This is a genomic window from Pseudomonas sp. LS_2 (genome assembly GCF_042709235.1).
Taxonomy (GTDB): Bacteria; Pseudomonadota; Gammaproteobacteria; order Pseudomonadales; family Pseudomonadaceae; genus Aquipseudomonas.
In genome coordinates this window covers 126,716-139,901 of record NZ_JAVAYC010000001.1, presented here as the reverse complement: position 1 = coordinate 139,901, position 13,186 = coordinate 126,716, and the positions used below count along the sequence as shown (strand labels likewise).

At 62.2% G+C, this 13,186-nt stretch carries 12 protein-coding genes; 6 read left to right on the top strand and 6 right to left on the bottom strand.

Annotation, left to right across the window (positions count from 1 at the left end):
* Positions 1–42: 42 nt before the first annotated feature.
* Positions 43–1,863 (bottom strand): translational GTPase TypA, encoded by a 1,821-nt coding sequence (gene typA, locus RAC97_RS00630; RefSeq protein WP_375099724.1) that lies wholly within the window; start codon positions 1,861–1,863, stop codon positions 43–45.
* Between the two features lie 127 nt (positions 1,864–1,990).
* A complete protein-coding gene (gene thiI, locus RAC97_RS00625) occupies positions 1,991–3,445 on the bottom strand; it encodes a tRNA uracil 4-sulfurtransferase ThiI (RefSeq protein ID WP_375099725.1) in 1,455 nt (484 codons plus the stop codon).
* 417 nt (positions 3,446–3,862) lie between these two features.
* On the opposite strand from thiI, the gene glnA reads away from it, so the two are divergent.
* The 4 genes from glnA to ntrC all read left to right on the top strand — a co-directional run bounded on the left by glnA (position 3,863) and on the right by ntrC (position 8,750).
* Positions 3,863–5,278: a glutamate--ammonia ligase gene (gene glnA, locus RAC97_RS00620; protein WP_375099726.1), complete on the top strand. Its 1,416-nt coding sequence runs from the start codon at positions 3,863–3,865 to the stop codon at positions 5,276–5,278.
* Positions 5,279–5,434: 156 nt separating this feature from the next.
* Positions 5,435–5,968: a chorismate mutase gene (locus tag RAC97_RS00615; RefSeq protein WP_375099727.1), complete on the top strand. Its 534-nt coding sequence runs from the start codon at positions 5,435–5,437 to the stop codon at positions 5,966–5,968.
* 263 nt (positions 5,969–6,231) lie between these two features.
* On the top strand, positions 6,232–7,317 hold the full coding sequence (gene glnL, locus RAC97_RS00610; protein ID WP_375099728.1) for a nitrogen regulation protein NR(II): 1,086 nt from the start codon (positions 6,232–6,234) through the stop codon (positions 7,315–7,317).
* A complete protein-coding gene (ntrC, locus tag RAC97_RS00605) occupies positions 7,314–8,750 on the top strand; it encodes a nitrogen regulation protein NR(I) (protein WP_375099729.1) in 1,437 nt (478 codons plus the stop codon). The genes glnL and ntrC overlap by 4 nt, the downstream gene beginning before the upstream one ends.
* Positions 8,751–9,156: 406 nt before the next feature.
* On the opposite strand, the gene RAC97_RS00600 is transcribed toward ntrC, so the two are convergent.
* A complete protein-coding gene (locus RAC97_RS00600; protein WP_375099730.1) occupies positions 9,157–9,594 on the bottom strand; it encodes a hypothetical protein in 438 nt (145 codons plus the stop codon).
* Here RAC97_RS00600 and trmL point away from each other — a divergent pair.
* On the top strand, positions 9,593–10,048 hold the full coding sequence (gene trmL, locus RAC97_RS00595) for a tRNA (uridine(34)/cytosine(34)/5-carboxymethylaminomethyluridine(34)-2'-O)-methyltransferase TrmL (RefSeq protein WP_375099731.1): 456 nt from the start codon (positions 9,593–9,595) through the stop codon (positions 10,046–10,048). The two genes, RAC97_RS00600 and trmL, sit on opposite strands and share 2 nt — an antisense overlap.
* Positions 10,049–10,191: 143 nt before the next feature.
* Here the strand turns inward: trmL and secB are convergent, their stop codons facing one another.
* The 3 genes from secB to RAC97_RS00580 are packed head-to-tail and all read right to left on the bottom strand — an operon-like array spanning position 10,192 to position 11,387.
* Complete coding sequence (gene secB, locus RAC97_RS00590; protein WP_375099732.1) at positions 10,192–10,677, bottom strand: protein-export chaperone SecB; 486 nt, start codon at positions 10,675–10,677, stop codon at positions 10,192–10,194.
* 40 nt (positions 10,678–10,717) lie between these two features.
* Positions 10,718–10,972 (bottom strand): glutaredoxin 3, encoded by a 255-nt coding sequence (gene grxC, locus RAC97_RS00585; protein ID WP_375099733.1) that lies wholly within the window; start codon positions 10,970–10,972, stop codon positions 10,718–10,720.
* Position 10,973: 1 nt separating this feature from the next.
* A complete protein-coding gene (locus RAC97_RS00580; RefSeq protein ID WP_375099734.1) occupies positions 10,974–11,387 on the bottom strand; it encodes a rhodanese-like domain-containing protein in 414 nt (137 codons plus the stop codon).
* Between the two features lie 206 nt (positions 11,388–11,593).
* Between RAC97_RS00580 and gpmI the strand changes: the two genes are divergently transcribed.
* Positions 11,594–13,126 (top strand): 2,3-bisphosphoglycerate-independent phosphoglycerate mutase, encoded by a 1,533-nt coding sequence (gene gpmI, locus RAC97_RS00575; RefSeq protein WP_375099735.1) that lies wholly within the window; start codon positions 11,594–11,596, stop codon positions 13,124–13,126.
* Positions 13,127–13,186: the final 60 nt, after the last annotated feature.

Here is a 13,186-nt window from a genome sequence, read left to right as displayed (position 1 = left end):
CGGCCTTTCGACCGGGGGCGTTTTCATTGCGCCTGAACTAACTCAGTTCTTGGCTTTCTTGGCAGCGCGGGTACGCTCGCCTTCGTCCAGGATCTTCTTGCGCAGACGGATCGACTTCGGCGTGACTTCGCACAGCTCGTCGTCCTGGATGAACTCCAGGGCCTGTTCCAGGGTGTGGCGAACCGGCGGTACCAGGGCGATGACTTCGTCTTTGCCCGAAGCACGCATGTTGTCCAGCTTCTTGCCCTTGGTCGGGTTCACGCCCAAGTCGTTGTCACGGCTGTTCAGACCGATGATCTGGCCGTTGTAGATGTCCTGGCCGTGCTCGATGAACAGCTTGCCACGCGCCTGCAGGGTTTCCAGCGAGTAGGTCAGCGCCTTGCCGGTCTCGATCGAAACCAGGACGCCGTTCAGACGGCCGGACATCTGGCCCGACTTCATGGTGTCGTAGCGATCGAAGATCGAGGTCAGGATGCCTGCACCGTTGGTCAGGGTCAGGAACTGGTTACGGAAACCGATCAGGCCGCGAGCAGGTACGTTGTACTCCAGACGTACACGGCCCTTGCCATCTGGCGCCATGTTGGTCAGGTCGGCTTTGCGCAGGCCCATTTCTTCCATGACCTTGCCCTGGGATTCCTCAGGGATGTCGATGGTGACGTTCTCGAACGGCTCCTGCTTGACGCCGTTCACTTCGCGGATGATCACTTCCGGACGGCCTACGGCCATCTCGAAGCCTTCACGACGCATGGTTTCGATCAGAACCGACAGGTGCAGCTCACCGCGGCCGGAAACCTTGAACTTGTCGGCCGAGTCGCCTTCTTCAACGCGCAGTGCAACGTTGTACAGCAGCTCTTTGTCCAGGCGCTCCTTGATGTTGCGGCTGGTGACGAACTTGCCTTCCTTGCCGCAGAACGGCGAGTCGTTGACCTGGAAGGTCATCGAAACGGTCGGCTCGTCGACGGTCAGGGGCTTCATCGCCTCGACGTTGTTCATGTCGCACAGGGTGTCGGAGATGAACAGCTCTTCGAAGCCGCTGATGCAGACGATGTCGCCGGCGGTGGCCTCTTCGACATCGACGCGGTGCAGGCCGTGGTGGCCCATCAGCTTGAGGATACGGCCGTTGCGCTTCTTGCCTTCGGCGTCGATGGCGACGACCGGGGTGTTCGGCTTGACGCGGCCACGGGCGATACGGCCGATGCCGATGACGCCGAGGAAGCTGTTGTAGTCCAGGGCCGAGATCTGCATCTGGAACGGGCCGTCGACATCGACCTTCGGGGATGGCACGTGGTCGACGATGGCCTGGTACAGCGGGGTCATGTCTTCGGCCATGTCGGTGTGGTCCAGACCGGCAATGCCGTTCAGGGCCGAGGCATAGACCACCTGGAAGTCCAGTTGGTCGTCGGTGGCGCCGAGGTTGTCGAACAGGTCGAAGATCTGGTCCAGTACCCAGTCAGGACGCGCGCCCGGACGGTCGACCTTGTTGATCACGACGATGGGCTTCAGGCCTGCTTCGAAGGCCTTCTTGGTCACGAAGCGGGTTTGCGGCATCGGGCCGTCCTGGGCGTCGACCAGCAGCAGCACCGAGTCGACCATCGACATCACGCGCTCGACTTCGCCACCGAAGTCGGCGTGGCCGGGGGTGTCGACGATGTTGATGCGGTAGTCGTTCCAGCGAATGGCGGTGTTCTTCGCCAGAATGGTAATGCCGCGCTCTTTTTCCTGGTCGTTGGAGTCCATGACGCGCTCGTCGTTGAGCTCGTTACGCTCCAGGGTGCCGGACTGGCGCAGCAGTTTGTCGACCAGAGTGGTTTTACCATGGTCAACGTGGGCGATGATGGCGATGTTACGCAGATTTTCGATCACAACTGTATCTCGATCAGAGGATTCGGTTGCCGCCAGTGTAGGCGGCGAATATGTACTGTTTAAGGCTTAGCGGGCCCGGTGGTCGGGAGGGCGATGGCGGATGCTGCCGCCATACAGCCCTGGCGTCTTATGCCGGACGATAAACGCGCACATTGGCATGTCCCTCGCTAAGCAGGTGGTGTGCATGCAGACGGCTCATCACACCTTTGTCGCAATACAGCAGGTACTGGCGGTTGCCATCGAGCTGCTTGAACTTGCTGTTGATCGCGTAGAACGGCATGGCCTGGACTTCGACGCCCTCCAGCACCAAGGGTTCGTCTTCCTGGGCATCGGGGTGGCGGATATCGATGACGATCTGGCCCGGCAGGGCCTCGGCCACCTCTTCGATCTCCACATCCTTGCCCAACTCGTCGATCACGTTGTCGATGGAGATGAACTTGGCACGCTCCAGCGCGCGCTCCAGCACCGCCATGTCGAACTGCTTCTCTTCGTGCTCCATGCGGTGGCGCTTGGCATGGGTGGTCGGGTTCACCGAGATCACGCCGCAGTATTCGGGCATGTGCTTGGCGAACTCGGCGGTGCCGATTTCAGAGGCGGTGTCGATGATGTCCTGCTTGTGGCTGGCCAGCAGCGGGCGCAGCACCAGCTTGTCGGTGGCCGAATCGATGATCGACAGGTTCGGCAGGGTCTGGCTGGACACCTGGGAAATCGCCTCGCCGGTGACAAGCGCGTCGATCTGCAAGCGCTCGGCCATGTGCGCGGCACCACGCAGCATCATGCGCTTGAGGGTCACGCCCATATAGCTGTTGTCGACCTTATTGAGGATTTCCCCGACCACTTCCTCGAACGGCACGCTGATGAACAGCACGCGCTGGCTGCTGCCGTACTTCTTCCACAGGTAGTGGGCCACTTCCATCACGCCCAGCTCGTGGGCACGGCCGCCAAGGTTGAAGAAGCAGAAGTGGGTCATCAGGCCGCGACGCATCATCTGGTAGGCCGCCACCGTGGAGTCGAAGCCACCGGACATCAGCACCAGGGTCTGCTCCAGGGCGCCCAGCGGGTAGCCGCCGATGCCGTTGTGCTGGTTGTGGATGACATACAGGCGCTGGTCGCGGATTTCGATACGCACCAGTACCTCCGGTGCCTTCAGGTCGATGCCGACGGCGCCGCACTGCTGGCGCAACTGGCTGCCGACGTAGCGGTCGACGTCCATCGAGGTGAAGTCGTGGTGGCCGCCGCGCTTGCAACGCACGGCGAAGCGCTTGCCGGCCAGCAAGTGGCCAAAATGCTGCCGGCACTTGGCAACGATGTCGTCGAAATCGCCGAGGGGGTATTCCTCGACTTGCAGGAAGTGGGTAATGCCGGGCGTGCAGGTAAGACGCTCGATCATTTCGCGCTGAATCTTTTCGTCCTCGACGCGGGTGACCACTTCGAGATTGTCCCAGACACCGTCGACCGCGAGCTCAGGATCGAGGTCCTTGAGCACGACGCGGATGTTCTTGCCGAGCTGGCGGATGAAGCGCTTGCGCACCGGCCGGCTCTTGATGGTGATTTCCGGGAAGACTTTGACGATGAGTTTCATGGGTTTAACAGCGCGCCCAGGGCCTACTGAAAATGAGGGGCGCGAATTATAGCGGAAATTGCTCAAGGTTTGAGCAACTTTTGTACAGAAGGTTTGCAGCGCGATATCGGGCACCTGCGCCAGCTCGATTCACCGTCAAATCGGTCACAAAGCCCCCAGAAAGAGCACGGAAGCCGCTTAATGCACCACAATGATGCGCAGCCAATGATTATCGCCCTTTATGAGTGCGCTTTTCAGCGGCGCCACCCCTGGAAATGCCCGCAGACGCCCCTTTTTATCCCGCACTCGCCATTTTCGGGCACTGGCATGCAATTTGCTCCCTTGTGAGGCAGGTAAGCTTGGCCGACTATCCGCGCCCGGCAACACCCTTTTTCCAGGGCAGCGGCCCACCGCGCTCTAGACCATCCGGAGGACAACATGTCGAAGTCGTTCAAGTCGGTTCAGCTCATCAAGGACCATGACGTCAAGTGGATCGATCTGCGTTTCACTGACACCAAAGGCAAGCAGCAACACGTCACCATGCCAGCTCGCGATGCGCTGGACGAAGACTTCTTCGAAATCGGCAAGATGTTCGACGGCTCCTCCATCGAGGGCTGGAAAGGTATCGAAGCCTCCGACATGATCCTGCTGCCGGATGACACCTCCGCCGTGCTGGACCCGTTCACCGAAGAGCCGACCCTGATCCTGGTCTGCGACGTGATCGAACCGTCCACCATGGAAGGCTACGACCGCGACCCGCGTGCCATCGCCAAGCGTGCCGAAGCGTACCTGAAGACCACCGGTATCGGTGACACCGTCTTCGTAGGCCCTGAGCCTGAGTTCTTCATCTTCGACTCGGTCAAGTTCAAGTCCGATATTTCCGGCTCGATGTTCAAGATCTTCTCCGAGCAAGGCTCCTGGATGACCGACGGCGACGTCGAAGGCGGCAACAAAGGCCACCGCCCAGGCGTCAAAGGTGGCTACTTCCCGGTTCCACCGGTCGACCACGACCACGAAATCCGTACTGCCATGTGCAACGCCATGGAAGAAATGGGCCTGGTCGTCGAAGTTCACCACCATGAAGTGGCGACTGCCGGCCAGAACGAGATCGGCGTGAAGTTCAACACCCTGGTCGCCAAGGCTGACGAAGTACAGACCCTGAAGTACTGCGTTCACAACGTTGCCGATGCCTACGGCAAGACCGCTACCTTCATGCCCAAGCCTCTGTACGGCGACAACGGCTCGGGTATGCACGTTCACATGTCGATCTCCAAAGACGGCAAGAACACCTTCTCCGGCGACGGTTATGCCGGCCTGTCCGATACCGCCCTGTACTTCATCGGCGGCATCATCAAGCACGGCAAGGCCCTGAACGGCTTCACCAACCCGTCCACCAACTCGTACAAGCGTCTGGTCCCAGGCTTCGAAGCCCCGGTCATGCTGGCCTACTCGGCTCGCAACCGCTCGGCCTCGATCCGTATTCCTTACGTTTCCAGCCCGAAAGCCCGCCGCATCGAAGCGCGCTTCCCGGACCCAGCGGCCAACCCATACCTGTGCTTCGCCGCACTGCTGATGGCTGGCCTGGACGGCATCAAGAACCAGATCCACCCAGGCGATGCCGCCGACAAGAACCTGTACGACCTGCCGCCTGAAGAGGCCAAGGAAATCCCGCAGGTATGCGGCAGCCTGAAAGAGGCACTGGAAGAGCTGGACAAGGGCCGTGCGTTCCTGACCCAGGGCGGCGTGTTCTCCGACGACTTCATCGATGCCTACATCGAGCTGAAGTCGGAAGAAGAGATCAAGGTCCGCACCTTCGTTCACCCGCTGGAATACGACCTGTACTACAGCGTCTGATGTAAGCGGCGCCTAGCGCCGCAAGCGTCAAACCGGAACGGCCTCCTTAGGGAGGCCGTTTCTGTTTATACCCACATGGTATTCGGAAGCCACCTACGCGCGAGTAGCCTGACGCATCGCCACACTCGGGCCCTCACCCATAGAAGGAGACTTCCCATGCGTCCTTTCCTGCTGCCCCTGCTCTGCGCCTTGGCCCTGCCCGGCCACGCAAACGCCGCCACTCCCCTCGACTCGCTGCTCGACACCCTGCAACACCGGCTTGCGATAGCCGAGGATGTGGCCCTGCACAAATGGGACACTGGCCAGCCGGTGCAAGCGCCCGAACGCGAACGCCAGGTGCTGGACAACGTCCGCACAATGGCACCGGCGTACGGCCTGAGCGCGGACCGCGCAGAAATGTTCTTCGCCGACCAGATCGAAGCCAACAAGCTGGTGCAGTACCAATTGCTGAGCCACTGGCACCACCTTCGCGAGGCGCCAGACAAACCACGCCGGGACCTGGTCGAGGAAATTCGCCCAGCACTGGACCGCCTGCAGGAACAACTACTGCGCCAACTGGCCGAGTTCGACCAGCAGGCTCCGGCCAACTGCGAAACCCTGCTGGCCGACACCCTGGCCCAACGCCAACCCGATACCGCCCAGCGCCCGGCGGCCATACGTGCCGCGGCGAATCTTTGCAGGCGCCCCTGACAGGCAATGCTCTATATTGGTGCATTAATGGGACGCCCGCCCTGCAATGCACCCCAAATTAGGTCATGAAACCCGCTCCAGTCGTATTTTCTGAGCCGAATTCGCGCAGCTCACGGCGCACATCAGGAAATTCCGCTTCTTTTCGGAGCCTTGGTTTGGTTCTTGCATTTTCCAGGCATCAGCGGAACAGCCGCGTGCCCGCCCCTGGACCCGCCAGGGGCGCCCCAAGCCGGAAAAGCGCCAAAAGAGGTCAACGACGCACCATGACCATCAGCGATGCCCAGCACCGTCTGCTCCTGGACAACCTGACCACCGCCACCTTGCTGCTCAACGGCGAACTGCGCCTCGAGTACATGAACCCGGCGGCGGAAATGCTCCTGGCCGTCAGCGGCCAGCGCAGCCACGGTCAGTTCATCAGCGAGCTGTTCACCGAATCGACCGAGGCGCTCAACTCCCTGCGCCAGGCCGTGGAACAGGCGCACCCGTTCACCAAGCGCGAAGCCCAGCTGACCTCCCTCACCGGGCAGAGCATCACCGTGGACTACGCCGTCACGCCGATCCTCTACCACGGCCAGACCCTGCTGTTGCTGGAAGTGCATCCGCGCGACCGGCTGCTGCGCATCACCAAGGAGGAGGCCCAGCTAAGCAAGCAGGAAACCACCAAGATGCTGGTGCGCGGCCTGGCCCACGAGATCAAGAACCCCCTGGGCGGGATTCGCGGCGCAGCTCAGTTGCTGGCCCGCGAGCTGCCCGAGGAAAACCTGCGCGACTACACCAACGTCATCATCGAAGAAGCCGACCGCCTGCGTAACCTGGTCGACCGCATGCTCGGCTCGAACAAGCTGCCCTCGCTGGCCATGACCAACATCCATGAAGTGCTGGAGCGGGTCGGCAGCCTGGTGGAGGCGGAAAGCCAGGGCTGCATCACCCTGGTGCGCGACTACGACCCGAGCCTGCCGGACGTGTTGATCGACCGCGAGCAGATGATCCAGGCCGTACTCAACATCGTGCGCAACGCCATGCAGGCCATCAACGCGCAGAACGAACTGCGCCTGGGCCGCATTACCCTGCGCAGCCGCGCGGTGCGCCAATTCACCATCGGGCACATCCGCCACCGGCTGGTGGCGCGGGTCGATATTACCGACAACGGCCCAGGCATCCCGGCAGAACTGCAGGACACCCTCTTCTACCCAATGGTCAGCGGCCGCCCGGACGGTACCGGCCTCGGCCTTGCCATTACCCAGAACATCATCAGTCAGCACCAGGGCCTGATCGAGTGTGAAAGCCATGCCGGCCACACCACCTTCTCGATCTTCCTGCCCTTGGAACAAGGAGCCACAGCCCCATGAGCCGAAGTGAAACCGTGTGGATCGTCGACGATGATCGCTCCATCCGCTGGGTCCTGGAAAAAGCCCTGCAACAAGAAGGCATGACCACCCAGAGCTTCGACAGCGCCGATGGCGTCATGGGCCGCCTGGCTCGCCAGCAGCCTGACGTGATCATTTCCGACATCCGCATGCCCGGCACCAGCGGCCTGGACCTGCTGGCGCAGATCCGCGAACAGCACCCGCGCCTGCCGGTCATCATCATGACCGCTCACTCCGACCTCGATAGCGCGGTGGCCTCGTACCAGGGCGGCGCCTTCGAGTACCTGCCCAAGCCGTTCGACGTGGACGAGGCGGTGTCGCTGGTCAAGCGTGCCAACCAGCATGCCCAGGAACAGCAAGCGCTCGACGTGCCCCAGGCGCTGGCCCGCACCCCGGAGATCATCGGCGAGGCACCGGCGATGCAGGAGGTGTTCCGCGCCATCGGCCGTCTCAGCCACTCCAACATCACCGTGCTGATCAATGGCGAGTCCGGTACCGGCAAGGAGCTGGTCGCCCATGCCCTGCACCGCCACAGCCCACGCGCGGCCGCGCCGTTCATCGCGCTGAACATGGCAGCGATTCCCAAGGACCTGATGGAATCCGAACTGTTCGGCCATGAGAAAGGCGCGTTCACCGGCGCCGCCAACCAGCGCCGCGGCCGCTTCGAGCAGGCCGATGGCGGCACGCTGTTCCTCGACGAGATCGGCGACATGCCCGCCGACACCCAGACCCGCCTGCTGCGCGTGCTGGCCGACGGCGAGTTCTATCGGGTCGGCGGTCACGTGCCGGTGAAGGTCGACGTGCGCATCATCGCCGCGACCCACCAGAACCTGGAGTCGTTGGTACAGGCCGGCAAGTTCCGTGAAGACTTGTTCCACCGCCTGAACGTCATCCGTATTCATATCCCGCGTCTGGCCGACCGCCGCGAGGACATCCCGGCCCTGGCGCGCCACTTCCTTGGCCGCGCCGCCCGCGAGCTGGCGGTGGAGCCCAAGCTGCTCAAGCCGGAAACCGAGGAGTTCATGCGCAACCTGCCGTGGCCGGGCAATGTACGCCAGTTGGAGAACACCTGCCGCTGGATCACGGTGATGGCCTCCAGCCGCGAGGTGCTGATTGGCGACCTGCCACCGGAACTGCTCAACCTGCCCCATGACTCCGCCCCGGTGACCAACTGGGAGCAGGCGCTGCGCCAGTGGGCCGACCAGGCCCTGGCCCGTGGCCAATCGAGCCTGCTCGACAGCGCCGTGCCTAGCTTCGAGCGCATCATGATCGAGACTGCGCTCAAGCACACCGCCGGGCGCCGCCGCGATGCGGCAGTGCTGCTGGGCTGGGGTCGCAATACCTTGACGCGCAAGATCAAGGAGCTGGGCATGAAGGTCGACGGTGCGGACGACGACGAGGGTGATGAGCACTAAACCTCGCTGACTGAACCGACGCATTCGCGGGCAAGCCCGCTCCTGCAGGTACGCCACAAGCCCTGTAGAAGCGGGCTTGCCCGCGATGCGTTTTGACGATGGCTAAACATGCACCGATCCTGTGCCCGATGCACCTCGGAAAGGCACAATTCCCCTCAAAACCTGGCATAACCGTCGCAAAACCCCGGTTTTACGGGGGGCGCGAAGTTGGCACGCCCCCTGCAATAACCAAAGCAACTCCCTTTTCGGGGTCCTCGGTACAGGCAGGCCGGGATAGCCCCACTTTTATTCGCTGCAATACCCGTTTTGGGGACCTTGGTACAGGCAGGCCAGGACACCCCTCTTTTATTCGCTGTAATGCCCGTTTTGGGGACCTTGGTACAGGCAGGCCGAGACATCCCCTCTTTTATTCGTGCAGCGTCACCTGCACACGCCACCCTCCGGCGTCCTCTGCGGCATGCCATTCCCCCCGCAGGGGACGCGCAGCCAGCACCGTCAGCAACAACCCACCGTCACTGTGCTGCACCCGCCAGCTCGCAGGCTTGCCCTGCAGGCTCAACTGGCCGCGCTGGGCCTTGCCTTCGGCCTGGAACAGCAGCGCCACGGTGCCCTCCACGTTCTCGCCATGCAGCTGCGGTTCATCGCTGAACCACAGCGCAAGGCCATCCGGCACCTGCTCGACACGCTCAAGCACGGGCGGTTCGGGATTGGTCAGGCGGCCGATCATCAGCCCTACCAGCAGCCCCATGATCGCCATCGAGCCCAACACCCGCGGCCAGGCCTTCGAACGTCGGTCGGGTTCGGGGTTAGAATGCTCGTCATCTTCGTGCCTGGAGCCGTGCATGTTTCACGTCATCCTCTTTCAACCAGAAATTCCGCCGAATACCGGCAACATCATTCGCCTCTGTGCCAACAGCGGCTGTGACCTGCACCTGATCGAGCCGATCGGCTTCGAACTGGATGACAAACGCCTGCGCCGGGCGGGTCTGGACTACCACGAGTATGCCACGCTCAAACGCCACGAGAGTTTGGCCGCATGCCTGGAAAGCCTGGGCCAGCCCAGGCTGTTCGCCTTCACCACCAAGGGCTCGCACCCCTTCCATGAAGTGGCTTACCAACCGGGCGACGCCTTCCTGTTCGGCCCCGAAAGCCGCGGGCTGCCGGCCGAGGTGCTGGACGCCCTGCCCGCCGAACAGCGCCTGCGCCTGCCGATGCGGCCTGGGTGCCGTAGCCTGAACCTGTCCAATACCGTGGCGGTGACGGTGTACGAGGCGTGGCGCCAGCAAGGGTTTGCCTGAGATTTCTGCGTCGGCCCTTTCGCGGGCCCGCTCCTACAGAATTTGCGCCGTACCTGCAGGAGCAGGCTTGCCCGCGAGAGGGCCGCCATGTGCCCAACAAAAAAGCGCCTGGAAAGGCGCTTTTTCATTCACAAGCACACCGCTTACTGAACGGTCGGCAGCTCGCCGGCTTCCTGCATGCGCTGCATTTCCTGGGCGTACAGGGCGTCGAAGTTCACTGGGGACAGCATCAGCGCCGGGAACGAACCACGGGTCACCAGGCTGTCCAGGGTCTCGCGGGCATACGGGAACAGGATGTTCGGGCAGAACGCGCCGAGAGTGTGGCTCATCGAGGCGGCATCGAGGTTGGCGATCAGGAAGATACCCGCCTGCTGCACTTCAGCGATGAAGGCGACTTCTTCGCCGTTCTTGACGGTCACCGACAGGGTCAGCACGACCTCATGGAAGTCACCTTCCAGGGCCTTTTGCTTGGTGTTCAGGTCCAGGGCAACGCTTGGCTCCCACTGCTGGCGGAAAATCTGCGGGCTCTTCGGCGCTTCGAACGACAGGTCACGCACATAGATGCGCTGCAGGGAGAACTGTGGGGAGGTGTCTTCGGCGGCTGCGCCGTTGTTCTGCTGGTCAGTCATGGCAGATCCTTTTCCTAATGATTTTCTAAAGAGGCGTGAATCAGGCCTTGAGCAGGGCGTCGAGCTTGCCCGCGCGCTCCAGGGCATAAAGGTCATCGCAACCACCGACATGGGTGCTGCCGATCCAGATCTGCGGCACCGAGGTACGACCGGCCTTCTGGATCATCTCGGCGCGAACCTGCGGCTTGCCGTCGACCTTGATTTCCTCGAAGGCCACGCCCTTGCTCTCGAGCAGGTGCTTGGCGCGCATGCAGTAAGGGCAGTAGTCGCTGGAATAGACGATGACGGGCTTCATGTCACTTCACCAATGGCAGGTTGTCGGCTTTCCAGCTGGAAACGCCACCGCTGAGCTTGGCAGCGGTGAAACCGGCCTTGAGCAGGTCGCGGCAGACGCCACCGGACTGCTGGCCCATGCTGTCGACGATGATCAGCGTCTTGGCCTTGTGCTTTTCCAGCTCGGACATGCGCGCAGCGACTTTGTCCTGCGGAATGTTCAGCGCCCCGACGATGTGCCCGGCAGAGAATTCCTTGCTGGTGCGGATGTCGATCACCACGCCGGTCTCGGCGTTAAGCAGCGCGGTCAACTGGCCACTGCTCAGGCTCTGGCCGCCGCGACGGATTTCGTTGACCAGCAGCAGAATCAGCAGAACGAAGAAAATCGCAACCAGGATGAAGTGGTTTGTCGCAAATTGAATCAGGTTGGCAACCATCAGGGGTGTTCCAGGCGATTGAAAATGCCGGCCAGTATACACAGCCACCCAGGCCGGCCAAAGCCCGGCGGGCGGGCGCGAAGTCGGCCTCGATGTCCATGGGGCTGGGACGCCGGTCGGGCGACCCCAGGAATTTTCGCCGCCATTGGCTGATTTGCCCTAAAATGCGTGTCTTTATCATCTTTGAACAACCGTGAGTTTGATTGATGACGAGCACGCCCAAGCCCCTGGTCCTGATCATCCTGGATGGTTTCGGTCACAGCGAAAAACCCGAATACAATGCCATCCTGGCCGCCAACACACCGGTCTACGACCGCCTGCGCGCCACCCAGCCGCATGGCCTGATTTCCGGTTCCGGCATGGATGTTGGCCTGCCTGACGGGCAGATGGGCAACTCCGAGGTCGGCCATATGAACCTCGGCGCCGGGCGCGTGGTGTACCAGGACTTCACCCGAGTCACCAAGGCCATTCGCGATGGCGAGTTCTTCGAAAACCCGGTGCTTACCGCTGCGGTAGACAAGGCAGTTGGCGCCGGCAAGGCCGTACACATTCTCGGTCTGCTCTCCGACGGTGGCGTGCACAGCCACCAGGACCACCTGATCGCCATGGCCGAACTAGCCGCCAAGCGCGGTGCCGAGCACATCTACCTGCACGCGTTCCTCGACGGCCGTGACACTCCGCCGCGCAGCGCGCAGTCGTCCATCGAACTGCTGGATTCGACCTTCGCCAAGCTGGGCAAGGGCCGCATTGCCACCCTGATCGGCCGCTATTACGCCATGGACCGCGACAACCGCTGGGACCGCGTCAGCGCCGCCTACAACCTGATCGTCGACAGCACCGCCGAATTCACCGCCGCCACTGCCGTGCAAGGCCTGGAAGCGGCCTATGCGCGTGACGAGAGCGACGAATTCGTCAAGGCAACCCGCATTGGCGAGGCGGCACCGGTCGCAGACGGCGATGCGGTGATCTTCATGAACTTCCGCGCCGACCGCGCCCGCGAGCTGTCGCGGGTATTCGTCGAGCCCGAGTTCAACGAATTCCCCCGCGCCCGCTTGCCCAAACTGGCTGCCTACATCGGCCTGACCCAGTATTCGGCGAAAATCCCCGCCCCGGCGGCATTCGCCCCGGCCAGCCTGAACAACGTACTGGGCGAGTACTTGGCCAAGAACGGCAAGACCCAGTTGCGCATCGCCGAAACCGAGAAGTACGCCCACGTGACATTCTTCTTCTCGGGCGGGCGTGAAGAGCCGTTCGACGGCGAAGAGCGCATCCTGATCCCGTCGCCGAAGGTCGCCACCTATGACCTGCAACCGGAAATGAGCGCTCCGGAAGTTACCGACCGCATCGTCGAGGCCATCGAGCAGCAGCGCTTCGATGTGATCGTGGTCAATTACGCCAACGGCGACATGGTTGGCCACACAGGTGTATTCGATGCGGCGGTCAAGGCCGTGGAGGCCCTGGATGCCTGCGTCGGGCGTATCGTCCAGGCGCTGGACAAGGTCGGCGGCGAAGCGCTGATCACCGCTGACCACGGCAACGTCGAGCAAATGGAAGACGAAAATACCGGGCAAGCACACACCGCCCACACCACCGAACCGGTGCCCTTCATCTATGTCGGCAAGCGCGACCTGAAGGTCCGTGAAGGCGGCGTGCTGGCCGACGTGGCGCCAACCCTGCTCAAGCTGCTGGGCCTTGAGAAACCTGCGGAAATGACCGGTACGTCGATCCTGGTCGACTAAACGCAGCAAAGCCCCTGCGAAAGGGCTGCCTGGCAGCCCCCGCAACAGCGGTTTCCAGAC

Bases quoted from the DNA above. Each gene is read 5' to 3' on its own strand.
- thiI (WP_375099725.1), bottom strand. From the start codon at position 3,445: ATGAAACTCATCGTCAAAGTCTTCCCGGAAATCACCATCAAGAGCCGG.
- glnL (WP_375099728.1), top strand. From the start codon at position 6,232: ATGACCATCAGCGATGCCCAGCACCGTCTGCTCCTGGACAACCTGACC.
- secB (WP_375099732.1), bottom strand. From the start codon at position 10,677: ATGACTGACCAGCAGAACAACGGCGCAGCCGCCGAAGACACCTCCCCA.
- trmL (WP_375099731.1), top strand. From the start codon at position 9,593: ATGTTTCACGTCATCCTCTTTCAACCAGAAATTCCGCCGAATACCGGC.
- RAC97_RS00580 (WP_375099734.1), bottom strand. From the start codon at position 11,387: ATGGTTGCCAACCTGATTCAATTTGCGACAAACCACTTCATCCTGGTT.
- grxC (WP_375099733.1), bottom strand. From the start codon at position 10,972: ATGAAGCCCGTCATCGTCTATTCCAGCGACTACTGCCCTTACTGCATG.
- ntrC (WP_375099729.1), top strand. From the start codon at position 7,314: ATGAGCCGAAGTGAAACCGTGTGGATCGTCGACGATGATCGCTCCATC.
- RAC97_RS00600 (WP_375099730.1), bottom strand. From the start codon at position 9,594: ATGCACGGCTCCAGGCACGAAGATGACGAGCATTCTAACCCCGAACCC.
- glnA (WP_375099726.1), top strand. From the start codon at position 3,863: ATGTCGAAGTCGTTCAAGTCGGTTCAGCTCATCAAGGACCATGACGTC.
- gpmI (WP_375099735.1), top strand. From the start codon at position 11,594: ATGACGAGCACGCCCAAGCCCCTGGTCCTGATCATCCTGGATGGTTTC.
- RAC97_RS00615 (WP_375099727.1), top strand. From the start codon at position 5,435: ATGCGTCCTTTCCTGCTGCCCCTGCTCTGCGCCTTGGCCCTGCCCGGC.